This is a genomic window from Methylobacterium sp. Leaf456 (assembly GCF_001425465.1).
GTDB lineage: Bacteria > Pseudomonadota > Alphaproteobacteria > Rhizobiales > Beijerinckiaceae > Methylobacterium.
This window is the reverse complement of record NZ_LMQV01000008.1, coordinates 75426-91823: the sequence shown is the minus strand read 5'-3', so window position 1 is coordinate 91823 and position 16398 is coordinate 75426. Positions and strand designations below refer to the sequence as shown.

Sequence of the window (16398 nt, the reverse complement as noted above, 5' to 3'; positions counted from 1 at the left end):
ATGGCTAGCCCCCCGCCCCCACCGCCACCCTCGTCCTCGATCCAGGCGCTCATCGCCGACGCCCTGCGCGAGGCGAGCGAACTCGCCGGCAAGGAGATCGCGCTCTTCCGCACCGAGATGACGAGCAACGTCCGCTCGCTGTTCGTCGGCCTCGGCATGATGGTCTTCGCCGCGGTGTTCGCGGTGACCGCGATGCTGGTGCTGATCGGCGCGCTGGTGAAGTTCGTCGCCACGCTCGTCGGCTCCGAATGGCTCGCCGCCCTCCTCGTCGGCGGCGCGATGCTGCTCGTCGCGGTGATCCTCGGCGTGCTCGGCGCCCGCGCGATGTCGCTGTCCAACCTCGCCCCGACCCGGACCTCCCGCCAGGTCCGGCAGGATGCCCGCGCTCTGACGGAAAGGGTCTCGGGATGAGCGAATCGATCTCGGATCTGGAAAAGGACATCGAGCAGCGCCGCGCCCGGCTCGACGAGACCATCGACCGCATCCAGGGTCGCCTCAACGCGTCGAGCCTCGTCGACGAGATGCTCGGCTCGGCCCGGCGCACACCCTACAGCGGCTTCTACGACGAGGCGCTGGACACGGTGCGGCGCAATCCCGTGCCGGTGCTGCTGATCGCGGCCGGCGTCGGGCTCCTGCTCAACGGCCTGCGCACCGGCCGCCAGCGGGCGAGCCGCGCGCTGGTGCCGGTGGAGACGAAGCCCGTCACGGTGACGGGCGCCGACCGCACCTACGATCCCGACGCTCCGGCCGGGAAGCCGCCGCACGACCTGCCCGGCGAGCGCCCGCAGGTCTGACCCCTTGCCCGCGCGGCGCCTCTCCCGGCGCCGCCCCGCCTGATACGGAGCTCCATCATGAACCACGATCCCGCCATCCCGCCCCGCCCGACCGAGGGCATTCCGGACGAGTCCCTGCCCGAGCGTCTTGCCGCCAAGGCCGGCATGCCCCGCACCGAGGGCGTCGAGCACAGCCTGCACGGCACCGCCGACCGCGCCACCGCCGCGGGCCGCGACGCCAACGCCCGGCTCCAGCAGGGCCTGCACGACACCACCCGCGAGGCCACCGAACAGGCCTCGAACCTGCGCGACCGCGCCGCCGACAAGGCCTCCGAGTTGCGCGATCAAGCCGCCGACAAGGCGTCCGAGCTGCGTGACCGCGCGAGCGAGACCCTGCGCTCCGCCCGCTCCCGCGCCGAAGACACCTACGAGGACGCGCGCGCCTGGGCCGAGGACCGCTACGACACCCAGCGTCAGCGCGCCGCCGACCTCGCCGACCGCGGGGCACAGCGCCTCCACCGTGGCCGGACCGCCACCGAGGACTTCATCGCCGAGAACCCGCTGCTGGTCGGCGTCGTCGGCCTCGCCGCCGGCCTGCTCCTCGGCGCGCTGCTGCCGCGCACCCGCCAGGAAGACCGCGCGCTCGGCCCCTACGCCGACGACCTGCGCGGCCAGGGTGTACGTTACGCCCGCGACCTGACCCAGCGCGGACGCAGCTTCGTCGAGACCGCCCTCGACCCGGACAACCTCGACGCCGCGGTCCAGCGCGCGACCGGCGCGACGCCGGAGCGGGACGGGCACGACGACGTGGAGCGGACGGCGCATCGGCTCTGAGGAGGGGCCCGCGGCGCCTTACGCCACACCGTCATCCCGGGGCCGCGCAGCGGAACCCGGGATCCACCCGTGATGCGGTATGCCCCGCTGAAGCCCAGCCGTCGCGGCCAGTCGTGGATTCCGGGTTCGCCTGCGGCGCCCCGGAATGACGGGCGTGTAGGATGCAGGCATGGTGGGGTGAGACGGCCGTCGCGAAAGGCGTCGCCCTCGCGGCGAAACCTATCTTCGGCTAGCCTTCCACCCCATGACCCACGACGCGCCGCGGCTGCTCGCCTGCGGGAACACGGCCTTCACCATCGAATTCGGCGCCGGGATCGATCCGGCGCTCTCGGCCCGCGTGCTGGCCCTCGACGCCGCGCTTCGGGCGCGCCCTCTGCCGGGCCTATGCGAGACGGTGCCGACCTACCGCTCGCTCACCGTCCATCTCGATCCCCTCGTCGCCGACCCGGACGATCTCGGACGCACCGTGCTGGCGCTCGCCGCCGCGCCGCTGCCGCCGCCCGCCACCGCGCGACTGTGGCGCATCCCGGTGGTCTATGGCGGCGAATTCGGGATCGATCTCGATGCGGTCTCCGCCCATCACGGTCTCGCGCCGGACGCCTTGATCGAGCGCCACGCCGCACCGGAGTACCGGGTCGCGATGATCGGCTTCCTGCCGGGCTACGCCTATCTCGAAGGGCTCGACCCCGGGCTCGCCCTCTCGCGGCGCCCGCATCCGCGCTCTGTCACGCCCGCCGGCACCATCTCCATCGGCGGGGCGCAGGCCCTGATCGCGAGCATCGCGGCCCCGAGCGGCTGGCATCTGCTCGGCCGCACGCCCTTCCAAAACTTCGTGCCGGAGCGCGATCCGGTCTTCCTGCTGCGCCCCGGCGACCGGGTGCGCTTCGTGCCGACGCCCGCGGAGCATTGGGACGCGCTCTGCGCCGCCGCCGAGGCCGGCGAGTCCGTTGCCGAACTGAGCGAGGCATGAGCGGCGTTCTCCATCTCCTGCGTCTCTCCGGCGCCGCCTCGATCCAGGACGGCGGCCGACCCGGTTTCCTGCGCGACGGACTCTCGGCTTCGGGGCCGATGGACCGGCTGGCCCATGCCGCGGCGAACATTCTCGTCGGCAATCCACCCGATGCGGCGGCGATCGAATGGGGGCTCGCGAGCGCGACCCTGCGGGCCGAGGGCGGGCCGGTGCGGCTGGCTCTCGCCGGCGCCTGCGGCCCGCTGCGTTGCGACGGCGAACCGCTCGCCGATCACCGCTCGTTCCTGCTGCGGGAGGGCGCGGAGCTGACCCTCGGGCGGCCCCGCGCAGGCGTGTTCGCCACCCTGGCGGTCGCGGGCGGGCTCGCCTTGCGCCCCGTCCTCGGCAGCGTCGCGCTCCACCGCCGCGCCGCCCTCGGTGGCCTCGACGGGCGCCCCTTACGCGAGGGCGACCGACTGCCGCTGGCCGGCCCCGTCCCCGCGGGCGAGGCCGATGTTGGCCTCGATCCCGTTCCGTTGGAGAGCGACCGGTCGATCCGCGTCGTCCTCGGGCCCCAGGACGATCTTTTCACCAGCGACGGCCTCGCGACCTTCCTGCAAAGCATCTTCACGGTCTCGGGGCAGGCCGACCGGATGGGCTACCAACTCGACGGGCCGGCCATCGCCCACGGCGCGGGGGGCTTCAACATCGTCTCGGACGCCACCGTGATGGGCTCGGTGCAGGTGTCGGGCACGGGCCGGCCCATCGTGCTGATGGCCGACCGCCAGACCACCGGCGGCTACCCGAAGATCGCCACCGTCATCTCTTCGGACATTCGCCGGATCGCGCAGCGCCGGCCGGGTGAGCCGGTGCGGTTTGAGGCCGTCGATCTCGCAACCGCGCGAACGCTCGCCCAGGTGCGGGCGGCCGCGCTCGACGCACTCCCAAAAAACCTGCGGCCCGTGGAGGGCGAGGCCGAGCGGTTGATGGCGGCCAACGTCGCGGGCGCTGCGGTGGACGCGTTTCGCGACGATTGAGCTTTTGCGTCCGTGACCGGAGCGCCCCTGCCGCGTTGTCCGCCCATGTCGCGCGAACAACCCCCAAAACCCCGCCTCGGCTTCTGCTGCACCTTCATCCCGGACCCGGACCCGGCGCATAAGACGCTCAAGGCCGCCAAGGATGCGGCCAAGCTGATGAATCTCGGCACCGTGACCATGGCCAACCTCGGGCGCCTCGGGCCGGCGGAGCGGCGCAAGAAGCTGGAGGACGTGGTGCGCCACAACCTCGCCGCCCTGGAGCGGCAGGTGACCTGGGTCGCCGCCCGACCGCCGCTGGAGCGGCTGCTGCGCATGGCGAGTTCGCTCCTGCCCGGCTTCACCCACCCGACCGCGATGCCGATCTACGCCGAAATCTCGCTGCGCGCCGTGATCGAGGCCGGGCTCGCCCGCATCGGTGAGCGGGCACGGGCGGGAGGCGTGCGCCTCAGCATGCATCCGGGCCCGTTCTGCATCATCGCCTCGCGCAATCCGAACGCACAGGTCAACGGCATCGCCGAGTTGGAGTACCACGCCGAGGTCATGGCGCTGCTGGGCTACGGCTCGGGCTGGCACCCGCACGGGGCCCACCTCAACATCCATGTCGGCGGCCGCGAGCCCGGCATCGAGGGGTTTCGCGAGAGCCTGTCGCTGCTCTCGGAGACCGCGCGCAACCTGCTGACCGTTGAGAACGACGAATCGCTGTTCGGCCTCGACGCGGTGCTCCGCCTCGGCGACCGGGTGCCGGTGGTGCTCGATCTGCACCATCATTGGGTCGAGAGCCGCGGCGAATACATCGAGCCCGACGATCCCCGCATCCAGGCCGTGATCGCCTCGTGGCGCGGCGTGCGGCCGGTCGCCCATATCAGCGTCTCGCGCGAGAGCGTGCTGACGGACCACGATCCCGGCGCCCTGCCGGATTTCGTCGGGCTCTCCGAGAAAGGCCATTCGTGGCGTGACCTCGCCGCCCACTCCGACAAAATGTGGAACGAGGCGGTCAACGCGCTGGTGGCCTGCCATCTCGCCTGGGCCGATTTCGAGATCGAGGCCAAGGGCAAGAACCAAGCGAGCGTGCCGCTCGCCGCGCAGATCGGCCGCAGCGTCGAGGCCGCGCGGGCCGCGGCTTGAGCCGCATCGGGCGTCTCGGCTACTGGCCGGACGAGATGCGCGCCCAAGGTCACCGGGCTGCGCCACCCCGTTTCCGAAAGGCCGACCATGAAGACAGCCGACTGCGACATCCTGATCCTGCCGGGCTATGCCGGCTCCGAGGAGGAGCATTGGCAGAGCCGCTGGGCCGGGCGCCTCAAGACGGCGCGGGTGGTCGAGCAGGCGGACTGGCATGACCCCGATCCGGAATCCTGGCGCGCGCGCATCGTCGAGGCGGTGGAGGCGGCCAGCCGGCCGGTGATCCTGATCGCCCACAGCCTCGGCGTCGTCGCCGCGGTCGAGGCCGCCCCCCGCTTCCCCGAGGGCGTGGTGCGCGGCGCGCTGCTGGTCGCCTTCCCGGACATCGAGGCGGGGGCGGCGCTCCCCGACAGCGTGCGCGCCTTCGCCCCCGTGCCGCGCGATCCCCTGCCCTTCCCCTCCCTGCTGGTCGCGAGCCGCACCGATCCGCACTGCACCTACGAGCGGGCGGAGGACTACGCCTATGCCTGGGGCTCGGCGCTGGTCGATGCGGGCGAGTCCGGCCACATCAACGTGGCGAGCGGGCACGGGCCCTGGCCCGAGGGCCTGATGCGCCTCGCGGGCTTCCTGAAAGGTCTGTAAGCCGGCAAATCTCTCCGAGACGGTTCGCTTGCGGGTTCGGCCGCCAGGAACATCCCCGACAGGCGCGGCGTTGGCCTGGCATATCCCGTCACACCGCGACGCCCGCACGAACGGGGCGTCGAAAGAGGAACTCCATGGCGCCGATCGAGAATCCCTCCGAAGCCCGCCAGGGCGAGAAGGGCAAGCCTGCCCTCTACGTGCTGGTCGCCAGCCTGATCCTGCTCGCCGTCGCCACCGTCGGCCTGCTGAGCTGGAACCGCGCCGAGTCGCCCGCCGACTACGCCGGCAAGAGCCAGGACTCGGCCCGCGAGATCACGACCGGCTCGGTCAACAAGTCCTCGACCTCCAACAGCGGCAACGTCCCGGCCGAGAACCCGGCCTACCCGCAGCCGTCTCAGAACAAGGCGAACTGAGCCGCGCCTCACGATGATCGGACGATGCGGGCCCTGCGGGGCCCGTTTTCGTTGGGACGGCCGTCAATCCAGCCGGCTTCCCCGTCATTGCCGTGGATGTTCAGCAATGTTCGAACGGGCGCGTCGCAGGACCGCTTCGTCGGCAAGGTCTCGTTCTTCCCGAAGAGGTCGCGCCCTGGATTGCTTCGGCTTCGCCTCGCAGTGGCGGCGGGGAGTGAAACCCAAGGTGATCGGCTGGGGAGCGAATAATCCTTCGGTCATATCGCCAGGGCGCGTGACCCGGAGGAATGTCCCATCGCCGCTGCCATACGGCTAAGGGCAAACTCTCAATTGATAGATTTAATCCCGCCGGTCAGCCCGGGAGCCATGCGCTGGCGGAATATCGGCTTTACGGCATCTGGCATACCAAATTCCAGTGTGCGGTGCGATATGAAGCTCAACGCAACGCACCAAGCACGGACCCGCCCCGATGATCGCTCTCCTCGTTCTCGCCGCCGCCATCGCCAACGTGTCGCTCGTCGTGTTCCTGGCCGAACGCTTCGGCGGTGAGGGCTCGCACGTCTCCGCTGGCGAGCTGACCAGCCTGCAGGCGACCGGCACCGCGAACACCGCCCCGGCCGCGTCCTACGCCCCGGCCAACGAGAACGTCACGGCCCCGGCGGGCGCCCGCCTCGCCGCATAATCCTTCCGAAAATCCGGTCGGCCGATCAGCCCCGCCCCCTGTGGCGGGGCTTTTCGCATGTGCGAAGAGGAACGATAGTTCAGGCGAGGCGCCAGTCGATCGGCGCCCGCCCGTTTTTTTCGAGCCATGCGTTTGCGCGCGTGAACGGACGCGATCCGGGGAAGTCGCGGGCGCGGTTCAGCGGGGAGGGGTGGCCCGAGGCGACGACGCCGTGGCGGTCGGTGTCGATCAGCGCCTCGCGGGCGCGGGCCTGGGCGCCCCAGAGCAGGAACACGGAAGGCTCCGCGCGGGCGGAGACGGCCGCCACCGCCTCGTCGGTGAGCTGCGACCAGCCGAGCCGCAGATGCGCCCCGGCCTTGCCGGCCTCGACCGTCAGGGCGGAATTGAGCAGCAGCACGCCGCGCTCGGCCCAAGGGGTGAGGTCGCCGGTCGAGAGGTCGGGCGTTTCGCCCTCCGGCGCGAGTTCGGCCAGGATCACCTTGAGCGAGGCCGGGAGGCGACGTCCGCCGACATAGGAGAAGGCGAGCCCGTTGGCATCGCCCGGCGTCGGGTAGGGGTCCTGGCCGAGGATCACCGCCTTCACCGCGGGCAGCGGCGTGAGCATCAGCGCCCGGAAGATCGCCGAGGGATCGGGCAGAACCTGCGCGCCCGCCGCCACGCGGGCGTCGATCTTCTTCGCGACCGCGTCGGCCGCGCCCTCGCGGAAGAAGGGGAGGGCGAGCCAGGGGGAGCCGCTGTCCCGAAAGGCCGCGAGGGCGGCCGCGACCGGGCCGGGGCCGGGGCCGGCCGAGGGCTCGGCGAAGAGATCGCTCTGTGTCACGGCAGAACCTTGAGGCGCGGGCCCGGCACCGCCGACAGCGGCGCGTGGGCGCGGATATAGGTCATCACCGCGTTGGCCAGGAGCTTTCCATCGGTCGCGCCGATCAGGGTGCGGCCCTTCGCCAGCATCCCGTAATCGTTGCCGCCGCGCAGCATGAAGTCGTTGGCGGCGATCCGGTAGGTCCTGCCTGCGTCGAGCGGTTCGTCGCCGACATCCACCGCGACGACGCGCCGGCCCGGTGGTGCCTTGGGGTCCAGCGTCACGGTGAGGCCCGAGACGTGCAGGAAGCGGCCCGACGAGCGACCGAGATCGCGAAAACCGTTCTCCAGGGCCTCGCGCACCGTCGCGCCGTCGATGGCCACCAGCACCACCGAGTTGCCGAAGGGCAGTTCGCTGAGAATGTCGCGCCGGGTGATCGCGGCGCCCGCCGGGTAGAGCCGATCGCCGCGGATGCCGCCGCCGTTCATCAGGCCGATCTCTGCGCCGGTGCCGGCCCGCACCGCGTCGGCGACGAGGCTGCCGAAGCTCGCTTCCCGCGTCCGGACGCTGGCGATGCGGCTGTCGAGGGGCGCCTGGGTGGTGCCGAGCACCACGTCGAGTTCCCGCGACAGGTCGCCTTCGAGATGGGCCACGAGCGCCGCGGTCTCGGGGTCGGGCGTCACCTGCGCGGTGTCGTGGACGCGGAAGGCCGCGCGCCAGCGCACCGGCCCGTCGCCCGCGGACGTGACGAACACGTCGACAGCGGTGACGTAATGGGCGTCGTGGCTCGACTCGACCAGCACCGCCTGCCCGTCGTCGCGCACCACGAGGTCGTGGTCGTGGCCCGAGAGCAGGATGTCGACGAGGCGGGCGCGCACGATCGCGTCGTCGGTGACCCGCGCGGTGTGGCACACGCCGACGATCATCTGCGCCCCGGCCGCCCGAAGTTTTTGGGCCTCAGCGGCCAGCGTCTCGATTTCGGGGCCGAAGCGGAGATTTTCGGACTGCGATTTTTCCGGCGTCGATTGCAGCGCGATGCCGACGATTCCGAGCCGGACGCCGCCGAGTTCGATCAGCGCCGAATCCTTGATCCCCGGCAGTGGCTGTCCGGCCGCGTCGCGGAGGTTGGCCGCAAAGAACGGGAAGCGCGCCTCCGCCTGCCGCTCGGCGAACACCTTGGGGCCGAAATCGAATTCGTGGTTGCCCGGCACGAAGATGTCGGGCGGTGCGAGGTTGTGCAGCGCCACGATATGGGCGCCCTTATCGAAACCCGACATCAGCGAGGGCGAGAAGCAATCGCCCGCATGCGCGTAGAGCAGCGGCACCCCGCGGGCCCGCTCGGCCTTCACAACGGCGTTGAGCCGGGCGAAGCCGCCGCGGCCCTCCGCCTCGCCCATGGCATAGATGTCGTTGACCAGAAGGAGCGTGAAGGTCGGCGTGGCGGCGAACGCCTGTCCGGTGCCGGCCGCGAGCAGGCCGGCGCCGAAACTCACACTAAGCCCCGCCACGGTGGCGCGGCGGGTGGGGCGGTGGGCCACGACCGGCGCCTCAGCGCCGGGCGAGCCCGTCCCGCACCGCCTTGGCGTTGCGCCGGAGCGCCGGCCAGATCCAGGCGCCCGAGGCGAGGAACAGCCCGGCCGACATCGGCTTCAGATCGACGGCGAGGCGCTCGGCGAGGCCGGGATTCTTCAGCGGCGCGGGCGGCGCGTCGGTCTTGCGGTAGACCACCGTGGTGTCCTCGCGCCAGTACTCGGTGTGCGGCACGAGGCCGGCGCGGCGGGCCAGCAGATCGAAGGTCTCGCGGACGTAGCCGTGGACATGGGCGAAGTGGAACCGCTCGTGCGGCGGCTTGCCGGTGGCGGCCATGTTCGGCACCGCCGCGTAGAGCACGCCGTCGGGCTTCAGCCAGCGGGCCAGCCGCTCCACCGCCTCGGCGGGGTTGCGCAGGTGCTCCAAAACGTGGTGCGTCGAGATCACGTCGAAATGCCCGGCCGGGAAGGTCTCGGGGTTCTCGGCCTCGTCCAGCACGGTGACGCCGTGATGCTCGCGGGCGTAAGCGGCGTAGTCGCGGCCCGGCTCGACGCCGGTCACGTCGCAGCCGCGCTTCTTCGCCTCGGCCAGGAACTCGCCCGACCCCGAGCCGAAGTCGAGCAGCCGCGCGCCGGGCTTGAGTTTCGGCGCCAGGAGGTCGGCGCGGAAGGTGGCCTCGCGGGCCGAGCGGTTGAGGTGATGGCGCGGCGGGCCGCCGGCGAAGGCGAGCTGGTAATCGGCCCGGTAGGCGGTGGCGTAGTACTCGGCCAGTTCATCCGGCGTCGGCATCGGGTCGGTGCGGATCAGGCCGCACTGGGTGCAGGCGATCGAGCGCAGGGTCTTCAGCCGCCGGTCGGTCTCGGCGACGGTCACGGCCTCGCGCGATCCGCACAGATTGCACGCCGTCGGCGTCCCCGCGTAGGGGTAGCCGGTGAACGGCACGAAATGCTGCAGGAAGTAGCGGGGGGACGGCATGTCGCGCTGGCCTCCGAGGCGATTTCGGGCGAAGGATTTCGCCACACTCTTCGTCGTACGTCGCGCCCCGAGACGCTCGAACCGCGATTCTTGCGAACCGAGATTCTTGGTCTTGGACGGCCGCCTGCTCTAGATCGAACGGTGGGAGCGCACAACCTGATCGCCGGGGGCCTCGAACGACGGCCCCGCGTCGAGGGAGGCGGCCACCCCGTGACCGGAAACCCGATGAACGAACGCGTCGAACCCCAGACCCTCTTGCGCGAACCGTTACGCGTCGCCCCGACCACCCTGCCGCCCGACCATCCGGCGGTGCGGACCGGCCGCGTCGGCGTGCTCCTGATGAATCTCGGCACCCCCGAGGGCACGAGCTACTGGCCGATGCGCCGGTACCTCAAGGAATTCCTGTCCGACCGCCGCGTCATCGAGGTGCCGCGTCTGATCTGGTGGCCGCTCCTCAACCTCATCATCCTGACGAAGCGCCCGAAGCCGAAGGGCCGCGACTACGACAGCATCTGGAACAAGGAGCTGGACGAGGGCCCGCTCAAGACCATCACCCGCGGTCAGTGCGAGAAGCTCCAGGCCGCGATGGGCGACACCGTGCTGGTCGATTGGGCGATGCGCTACGGCAAGCCCGAGGTGTCGGTGCGCATCCAGGCGCTGCTGGACGAGGGCTGCGACCGCATCCTGCTGGTGCCGCTCTATCCGCAATACGCGGCGGCGACCTCGGCCACCGCCTGCGACCAGGCGTTCAAGGCCCTGATGCAGATGCGCTGGCAGCCGTCTGTCCGCGTCTCGCCGCCCTACCACGACGATCCGGTCTATATCCAAGCCATGGCGGACTCGATCCGCGAGGGACTGCAAAAACTCGATTTCGAGCCGGAGGTGATCCTCACCTCGTTCCACGGCGTGCCCAAGAGCTACCTGCTCAAGGGCGACCCCTACCATTGCCAGTGCCTCAAGACCGGCCGCCTGATCCGAGAGGCGATGGGTTATTCGCCCGAGCGCATGCGGGTGACGTTCCAGTCGCGCTTCGGCAACGAGGAATGGCTCAAGCCCTATACCGACGAGACCGTGCAGGCGCTGGCCAAATCTGGCGTCAAGCGCATGGCGATCGTGGCGCCGGGCTTCACCGCCGACTGCCTGGAGACGCTGGAGGAACTCGACGGCGAGAACCGCCACTATTTCGAGGAGAACGGCGGCGAGCACTACGCCTTCATCCCCTGCCTCAACGATTCCGCCCTCGGCATGCGCGTGATCGAGCACGTGGTGCGGCGGGAATTGCAGGGATGGCTCTGATCCGGTGACGCCGTGCTCCGGCCTCGTCGCGATCCTGCCCTGCCGGGACCTCGACGTGTCGGAGCGCTTCTATGCCCGCCTCGGCTTCACCCGCGATCCCGGTCAGGCGGCGTGGCAGGACGGCTACCGCATGCTGAGCCGGCCCGACGGGGCCCGCCTGCATCTGCGGCAGGCGGAGGACGGCGGGGTCGTGCCGGAGCGCAATCCCTTCGGTCTCTACCTGTACGCCGAGGACGTGGAAGCGCTGGCCGCTGCCTTCGCGGGTGAGATCATCGGCACCGACGGACCGGCGGCGACGGGATGGGGGATGCTCGAATTCGCCCTGTCCGATCCCGATGGCGCCCTGGTGCGCGTCGGCCAACCGCTTCGGGCGTGAGCCCCGCACGCTGCGGGGCATGCCACACAAGCGCCCATCCCCCGCCCTGACTTCGCCTTGCACACCCCCGGAGCCCATGCTAGGCGACAGCCGCGCCGTGGGGAGACCCTTCTAGGGCCTTCCGTGCCCGGCGCCATTCCAATCCCCACGGTCTTGCAGCCTTCGCCGTCACGGGCGGACGCGGGCTGAAAGAGAGCGGCGGGCAAAGGACAAGAGAGAGCGACGGGTGGCGCAGAACGGTTCCGAGGGTCCCCTGGTGTCAGGCGTTGCCGGTCGCTACGCATTGGCCCTGTACGAGCTGGCCCGCGACGAGCGGCAGGTCGACGAGGTCGCCAAGAACCTCGACGCGTTCGACGCGCTCTACCGGGAGAGCGCGGACCTCCGCCGCCTCGTGAAGAGCCCGGCCTTCTCCGCCGAGCAGCAGACGGCCGCGATCAGTGCCCTGCTCGCCAAGGCCGGCATCGAGGGGCTCGCCGCCAGCTTCATCAAGCTCTCGGCGGCCAACCGCCGCCTGTTCGCCCTGCCGGACATGATCCGCGCCTTCCGCACGAAGGTGCGCGAGGCCAAGGGCATCGTGCGCGCCGAGGTCCGCGTGGCGGAGAAGCCGTCCGACGCGATCATCGAAGAGATCAAGACCTCGCTGCGCGACGTCGCCAAGGCCGAGGTCGAGATCGACCTCCACGTCGATCCCTCCCTCATCGGCGGCATCGTCGTGAAGATGGGGTCACGCATGGTCGACGCCTCGCTGCGGACCAAGCTCAACAACATCCGCCTCGCCATGCGGGAAGCCCGCTGAGGCCTGACGCCTCGCGACCGACCGTACCCGACGAAACAGACACCCGACCTTAAAGAGGCCCGACGATGGACATCCGCGCCGCCGAGATCTCCGCGATCCTGAAAGAGCAGATCAAGAACTTCGGCGAGGAGGCCGAGGTCACGGAAGTCGGGCAGGTGCTCGCGGTCGGCGACGGCATCGCCCGCGTCTACGGCCTCGACAACGTCCAGGCCGGCGAGATGGTCGAGTTCGAGTCGGGCGTGCGCGGCATGGCCCTCAACCTCGAACAGGACAATGTCGGCGTCGTGATCTTCGGCTCCGACCGCGAGATCAAGGAAGGCCAGACCGTCAAGCGCACCGGCGCCATCGTGGACGTGCCGGTCGGCAAGGGCCTGCTCGGCCGCGTGGTCGACGGCCTCGGCAACCCGATCGACGGCAAGGGTCCGATCCAGACGACCGAGCGCCGCCGCGTCGACGTCAAGGCCCCGGGCATCATCCCGCGCAAGTCCGTGCACGAGCCGATGGCCACCGGCCTCAAGGCGATCGACGCCCTCATCCCGGTCGGCCGCGGCCAGCGCGAGCTGATCATCGGCGACCGCCAGACCGGCAAGACCGCGATCGCGCTCGACACCATCCTCAACCAGAAGTCGGCTCATGCCGGTTCGGACGAGAGCGCCAAGCTCTACTGCGTCTACGTCGCCATTGGCCAGAAGCGCTCGACGGTGGCCCAGTTCGTGAAGGTGCTGGAAGACCAGGGCGCGATGGAATACTCCATCGTCGTCGCCGCCACGGCTTCCGACGCCGCGCCGATGCAGTTCATCGCGCCGTTCTCCGGCTGCGCCATGGGCGAGTATTTCCGCGACAACGGCATGCATGCCGTGATCGTGTACGACGATCTGTCGAAGCAGGCCGTCGCCTACCGCCAGATGTCGCTGCTGCTGCGCCGCCCGCCGGGCCGCGAGGCGTATCCGGGCGACGTGTTCTACCTCCATTCGCGCCTGCTCGAGCGCGCCGCCAAGATGGGTGACGCCGCCGGCAAGGGCTCGCTCACCGCGCTCCCGGTCATCGAGACCCAGGCCAACGACGTGTCGGCCTACATCCCGACCAACGTGATCTCGATCACCGACGGCCAGATCTTCCTCGAGACCGACCTGTTCTACCAGGGCATCCGCCCGGCGGTGAACGTCGGCCTCTCGGTGTCGCGGGTGGGCTCCTCGGCCCAGACCAAGGCGATGAAGAAGGTCGCCGGCAAGATCAAGGGCGAGCTCGCCCAGTACCGCGAGATGGCCGCCTTCGCGCAGTTCGGCTCCGACCTCGACGCCTCGACCCAGCGCCTGCTGAACCGCGGCTCGCGCCTCACCGAGCTCCTGAAGCAGCCGCAATTCTCGCCGCTGAAGATGGAAGAGCAGGTCGCGGTGATCTACGCCGGCGTCAACGGCTACCTCGACAAGCTGCCGCTCAACAAGGTCCGCACCTTCGAGGAGCAGCTGCTCGGCACGCTCCGCTCGAAGCACGCCGACCTGCTGACCACGATCCGCGACTCCAAGGACCTGTCCGACGAGAGCGCGAACAAGCTCAAGGGTGTCGTCGAAAGCATCTCCAAGTCGCTCGAAGGCTAAGCCTCTCGAACGATCCGATCCCTTCCGCGTCAGGAAGGGATCGGGGACGGCGGCTGAAAGCCCTCGTCCCGAACGACCCTCTCCGGCTCCTCCCCCCGTCGGGGAGGAGAGGCCCTCCCGAACGGACCCGGACGCCCCTCGATGGCCAGCTTGAAGGACCTGCGCAACCGCATCACCTCGGTGAAGGCGACGCAGAAGATCACCAAGGCGATGCAGATGGTCGCCGCCGCCAAGCTGCGGCGCGCCCAGAACGCCGCCGAGAACGGGCGTCCCTACGCCGAGAAGATGTCGAACGTGCTCGCCAACCTCGCGGGCAACCTCGTCGGCGGCGTCGATGCCCCGCGCCTGCTCTCGGGCACGGGCCAGGACCGCGTCCACCTGCTCGTGGTCTGCACCGGCGACCGTGGCCTGTGCGGCGCCTTCAACTCCTCGATCGTGCGGCTCGCCCGCGAGCACGTCCGCAAGCTGGAGGCCGAGGGCAAGACGGTCAAGATCATGACCGTCGGCAAGAAGGGCCTCGACATCCTGCGCCGCCAGTATCGCGACCGGATCGTCGAGAGCATGGACATCCGCGGCACCAAGCCGGTGGATTACGACTTCGCCTCGCAGATCGCCGACAAGATCGTCGCCCGCTTCAACGCCGGCGAGTTCGACGTGGCAACTTTGTTCTACTCCGAGTTCCGCTCGGTGATCTCGCAGATCCCGACCGCCCAGCGCCTGATCCCGGCCGAACTGCCGACCACCGACGGCTCGACCACCACCGGCGCCGGCTCCGACGCCGCCATGGAGTTCGAGCCCTCCGAGGAGGCGATCCTCGAGACGCTGCTGCCCAAGAACCTGACCGTCCAGGTCTACCGCGCGCTCCTGGAGAACGCCGCCTCCGAGCAGGGCGCGCGCATGAGCGCCATGGATTCCGCGACCCGCAACGCGGGCGAGATGATCAAGAAGCAGACGCTGATCTACAACCGCACGCGTCAGGCCATGATCACCAAGGAACTCATCGAAATCATCTCGGGCGCGGAAGCGCTCTGATCCACAAACACGCGCCCGCACGCATTCGAAGGACAGGCATCATGGCCAACACCGCCGCCCCCACCGCCGCCGGCTCGACCAACGCCAAGGGCAAGATCACCCAGGTCATCGGCCCCGTGGTCGACGTGCAGTTCGAGGGTCACCTGCCGGAGATCCTGAACGCGCTCGAGACCAAGAACCAGGGCAATCGCCTCGTGCTCGAAGTGGCCCAGCAGCTCGGCGAGAACACCGTCCGCTGCATCGCCATGGACACCTCCGAGGGTCTGGTCCGCGGCCAGGAGGTCTCCGACACCGGTGCGCCGATCCGGGTGCCGGTCGGCCACAACACGCTCGGCCGCATCATGAACGTCATCGGCGAGCCGATCGACGAGGCCGGCCCGATCCAGTCGGACAGCCTGCGCGCCATCCACCAGCCCGCTCCGCCCTACACCGACCAGTCGACCGAGTCGCAGATCCTCGTCACCGGCATCAAGGTGGTGGACCTGCTCGCCCCCTACGCCAAGGGCGGCAAGATCGGCCTGTTCGGCGGCGCGGGCGTCGGCAAGACCGTGCTGATCATGGAGCTGATCAACAACATCGCCAAGGTGCATAGTGGTTATTCGGTTTTTGCGGGCGTGGGTGAGCGTACCCGCGAGGGCAACGATCTCTACCACGAGATGATCGAGTCCAACGTCAACAAGAACCCCAAGGAGAACGGCGGCTCGGCCGAAGGCTCCAAGTGCGCGCTGGTCTACGGCCAGATGAACGAGTCGCCCGGCGCCCGCTCGCGCGTGGCGCTCACCGGCCTGACCATCGCCGAAGAGTTCCGCGACCAGGGCCAGGACGTGCTGTTCTTCGTCGACAACATCTTCCGCTTCACGCAGGCCGGTTCCGAGGTCTCGGCGCTGCTCGGCCGCATCCCGTCGGCGGTGGGCTACCAGCCGACGCTCTCCACCGACATGGGCGCCCTGCAGGAGCGCATCACCACCACGACCAAGGGCTCGATCACCTCGGTGCAGGCGATCTACGTGCCGGCGGACGACCTGACCGACCCGGCCCCCGCCGCCTCCTTCGCCCACTTGGACGCGACCACGACGCTCTCGCGCTCGATCGCCGAGAAGGGCATCTACCCGGCCGTCGATCCGCTCGACTCGACCTCGCGCATGCTGTCGCCCGCGATCCTTGGCGAGGAGCATTACGACGTGGCCCGCAAGGTCCAGCAGACGCTGCAGCGCTACAAGTCGCTCCAGGACATCATCGCCATCCTCGGGATGGACGAGCTGTCCGAAGAGGACAAGCTGACGGTGGCCCGCGCCCGCAAGATCGAGCGCTTCTTCTCGCAGCCGTTCTCGGTGGCCGAGATCTTCACCGGCTCGCCGGGCATCCAGGTGCCGCTGGAAGACACCATCAAGGGCTTCAAGGGCCTGGTCGAAGGCAAGTACGACGACCTGCCTGAGGCGGCGTTCTACATGGTCGGCACCATCGAGGACGCCCAGGAGAAGGCCAAGAAGCTCGCGGCCGCGTAAGCCGACGACGCTTCCACCCGGCGCGCGGGAGAGACATCG

The 16398-nt window shown here is 69.9% G+C and carries 18 protein-coding genes; 15 read left to right on the top strand and 3 right to left on the bottom strand.

The window, feature by feature from the left end:
• From ASG52_RS08710 to ASG52_RS08670, 9 genes are all read left to right on the top strand, one after another.
• Nucleotides 1–411, top strand: coding sequence for a phage holin family protein (locus ASG52_RS08710; RefSeq protein ID WP_056241771.1), 411 nt, complete (start codon nucleotides 1–3; stop codon nucleotides 409–411).
• Nucleotides 408–794 carry a DUF3618 domain-containing protein gene (locus tag ASG52_RS08705; RefSeq protein ID WP_056241767.1) on the top strand — a complete coding sequence of 129 codons (387 nt, stop codon included), beginning with the start codon at nucleotides 408–410 and terminating at the stop codon, nucleotides 792–794. The genes ASG52_RS08710 and ASG52_RS08705 overlap by 4 nt, the downstream gene beginning before the upstream one ends.
• Before the next feature lie 57 nt (nucleotides 795–851).
• A complete protein-coding gene (locus ASG52_RS08700) occupies nucleotides 852–1607 on the top strand; it encodes a DUF883 family protein (protein WP_056241765.1) in 756 nt (251 codons plus the stop codon).
• A 244-nt stretch (nucleotides 1608–1851) separates the two neighbouring features.
• The gene (pxpB, locus tag ASG52_RS08695; protein WP_056241763.1) at nucleotides 1852–2577 is read left to right on the top strand and encodes a 5-oxoprolinase subunit PxpB; all 726 of its coding nucleotides are present in this window, start codon (nucleotides 1852–1854) and stop codon (nucleotides 2575–2577) included.
• Nucleotides 2574–3593 (top strand): 5-oxoprolinase subunit C family protein, encoded by a 1020-nt coding sequence (locus ASG52_RS08690; RefSeq protein WP_056241760.1) that lies wholly within the window; start codon nucleotides 2574–2576, stop codon nucleotides 3591–3593. The genes pxpB and ASG52_RS08690 overlap by 4 nt, the downstream gene beginning before the upstream one ends.
• A gap of 45 nt (nucleotides 3594–3638) precedes the next feature.
• Nucleotides 3639–4718 (top strand): UV damage endonuclease UvsE, encoded by a 1080-nt coding sequence (locus ASG52_RS08685; protein WP_056241758.1) that lies wholly within the window; start codon nucleotides 3639–3641, stop codon nucleotides 4716–4718.
• An 87-nt stretch (nucleotides 4719–4805) separates the two neighbouring features.
• The gene (locus ASG52_RS08680) at nucleotides 4806–5357 is read left to right on the top strand and encodes an RBBP9/YdeN family alpha/beta hydrolase (protein ID WP_056241755.1); all 552 of its coding nucleotides are present in this window, start codon (nucleotides 4806–4808) and stop codon (nucleotides 5355–5357) included.
• Between the two features lie 134 nt (nucleotides 5358–5491).
• The gene (locus tag ASG52_RS08675; protein ID WP_056241751.1) at nucleotides 5492–5770 is read left to right on the top strand and encodes a hypothetical protein; all 279 of its coding nucleotides are present in this window, start codon (nucleotides 5492–5494) and stop codon (nucleotides 5768–5770) included.
• Nucleotides 5771–6239: 469 nt separating this feature from the next.
• Nucleotides 6240–6452, top strand: a complete 213-nt coding sequence (locus tag ASG52_RS08670) for a hypothetical protein (protein ID WP_056241747.1) — start codon at nucleotides 6240–6242, stop codon at nucleotides 6450–6452.
• A gap of 79 nt (nucleotides 6453–6531) precedes the next feature.
• On the opposite strand, the gene ASG52_RS08665 is transcribed toward ASG52_RS08670, so the two are convergent.
• From ASG52_RS08665 to ASG52_RS08655, 3 genes are read right to left on the bottom strand one after another with little or no spacing between them, the layout of a single operon-like run.
• Nucleotides 6532–7272, bottom strand: a complete 741-nt coding sequence (locus tag ASG52_RS08665) for a uracil-DNA glycosylase (RefSeq protein ID WP_056241744.1) — start codon at nucleotides 7270–7272, stop codon at nucleotides 6532–6534.
• Nucleotides 7269–8789 (bottom strand): bifunctional metallophosphatase/5'-nucleotidase, encoded by a 1521-nt coding sequence (locus ASG52_RS08660; protein WP_056241742.1) that lies wholly within the window; start codon nucleotides 8787–8789, stop codon nucleotides 7269–7271. The genes ASG52_RS08665 and ASG52_RS08660 overlap by 4 nt, the downstream gene beginning before the upstream one ends.
• Nucleotides 8790–8799: 10 nt before the next feature.
• Entirely contained in the window at nucleotides 8800–9756 is a 957-nt protein-coding gene (locus ASG52_RS08655; RefSeq protein WP_056241740.1) for a class I SAM-dependent methyltransferase, read from the bottom strand.
• A 225-nt stretch (nucleotides 9757–9981) separates the two neighbouring features.
• On the opposite strand from ASG52_RS08655, the gene hemH reads away from it, so the two are divergent.
• The 6 genes from hemH (at nucleotide 9982) to atpD (ending at nucleotide 16359) form a co-directional block, all read left to right on the top strand.
• Entirely contained in the window at nucleotides 9982–11052 is a 1071-nt protein-coding gene (hemH, locus tag ASG52_RS08650; RefSeq protein WP_056241738.1) for a ferrochelatase, read from the top strand.
• A gap of 4 nt (nucleotides 11053–11056) precedes the next feature.
• Nucleotides 11057–11428 (top strand): DUF8817 family protein, encoded by a 372-nt coding sequence (locus ASG52_RS08645; RefSeq protein WP_056241735.1) that lies wholly within the window; start codon nucleotides 11057–11059, stop codon nucleotides 11426–11428.
• 226 nt (nucleotides 11429–11654) lie between these two features.
• Nucleotides 11655–12224 (top strand): F0F1 ATP synthase subunit delta, encoded by a 570-nt coding sequence (locus ASG52_RS08640; RefSeq protein WP_056241732.1) that lies wholly within the window; start codon nucleotides 11655–11657, stop codon nucleotides 12222–12224.
• Between the two features lie 65 nt (nucleotides 12225–12289).
• Nucleotides 12290–13822 (top strand): F0F1 ATP synthase subunit alpha, encoded by a 1533-nt coding sequence (gene atpA, locus ASG52_RS08635; RefSeq protein ID WP_056241729.1) that lies wholly within the window; start codon nucleotides 12290–12292, stop codon nucleotides 13820–13822.
• A gap of 141 nt (nucleotides 13823–13963) precedes the next feature.
• The gene (locus ASG52_RS08630) at nucleotides 13964–14854 is read left to right on the top strand and encodes a F0F1 ATP synthase subunit gamma (protein WP_056241728.1); all 891 of its coding nucleotides are present in this window, start codon (nucleotides 13964–13966) and stop codon (nucleotides 14852–14854) included.
• 41 nt (nucleotides 14855–14895) lie between these two features.
• Nucleotides 14896–16359 (top strand): F0F1 ATP synthase subunit beta, encoded by a 1464-nt coding sequence (gene atpD / locus ASG52_RS08625; protein ID WP_056241725.1) that lies wholly within the window; start codon nucleotides 14896–14898, stop codon nucleotides 16357–16359.
• The last annotated feature ends 39 nt before the right edge of the window (nucleotides 16360–16398 follow it).

Bases quoted from the DNA above. Each gene is read 5' to 3' on its own strand.
- ASG52_RS08670 (WP_056241747.1), top strand. From the start codon at position 6,240: ATGATCGCTCTCCTCGTTCTCGCCGCCGCCATCGCCAACGTGTCGCTC.
- ASG52_RS08630 (WP_056241728.1), top strand. From the start codon at position 13,964: ATGGCCAGCTTGAAGGACCTGCGCAACCGCATCACCTCGGTGAAGGCG.
- ASG52_RS08690 (WP_056241760.1), top strand. From the start codon at position 2,574: ATGAGCGGCGTTCTCCATCTCCTGCGTCTCTCCGGCGCCGCCTCGATC.
- ASG52_RS08710 (WP_056241771.1), top strand. From the start codon at position 1: ATGGCTAGCCCCCCGCCCCCACCGCCACCCTCGTCCTCGATCCAGGCG.
- atpA (WP_056241729.1), top strand. From the start codon at position 12,290: ATGGACATCCGCGCCGCCGAGATCTCCGCGATCCTGAAAGAGCAGATC.
- ASG52_RS08655 (WP_056241740.1), bottom strand. From the start codon at position 9,756: ATGCCGTCCCCCCGCTACTTCCTGCAGCATTTCGTGCCGTTCACCGGC.
- ASG52_RS08680 (WP_056241755.1), top strand. From the start codon at position 4,806: ATGAAGACAGCCGACTGCGACATCCTGATCCTGCCGGGCTATGCCGGC.
- ASG52_RS08700 (WP_056241765.1), top strand. From the start codon at position 852: ATGAACCACGATCCCGCCATCCCGCCCCGCCCGACCGAGGGCATTCCG.
- ASG52_RS08685 (WP_056241758.1), top strand. From the start codon at position 3,639: ATGTCGCGCGAACAACCCCCAAAACCCCGCCTCGGCTTCTGCTGCACC.
- hemH (WP_056241738.1), top strand. From the start codon at position 9,982: ATGAACGAACGCGTCGAACCCCAGACCCTCTTGCGCGAACCGTTACGC.
- pxpB (WP_056241763.1), top strand. From the start codon at position 1,852: ATGACCCACGACGCGCCGCGGCTGCTCGCCTGCGGGAACACGGCCTTC.
- ASG52_RS08675 (WP_056241751.1), top strand. From the start codon at position 5,492: ATGGCGCCGATCGAGAATCCCTCCGAAGCCCGCCAGGGCGAGAAGGGC.
- atpD (WP_056241725.1), top strand. From the start codon at position 14,896: ATGGCCAACACCGCCGCCCCCACCGCCGCCGGCTCGACCAACGCCAAG.
- ASG52_RS08705 (WP_056241767.1), top strand. From the start codon at position 408: ATGAGCGAATCGATCTCGGATCTGGAAAAGGACATCGAGCAGCGCCGC.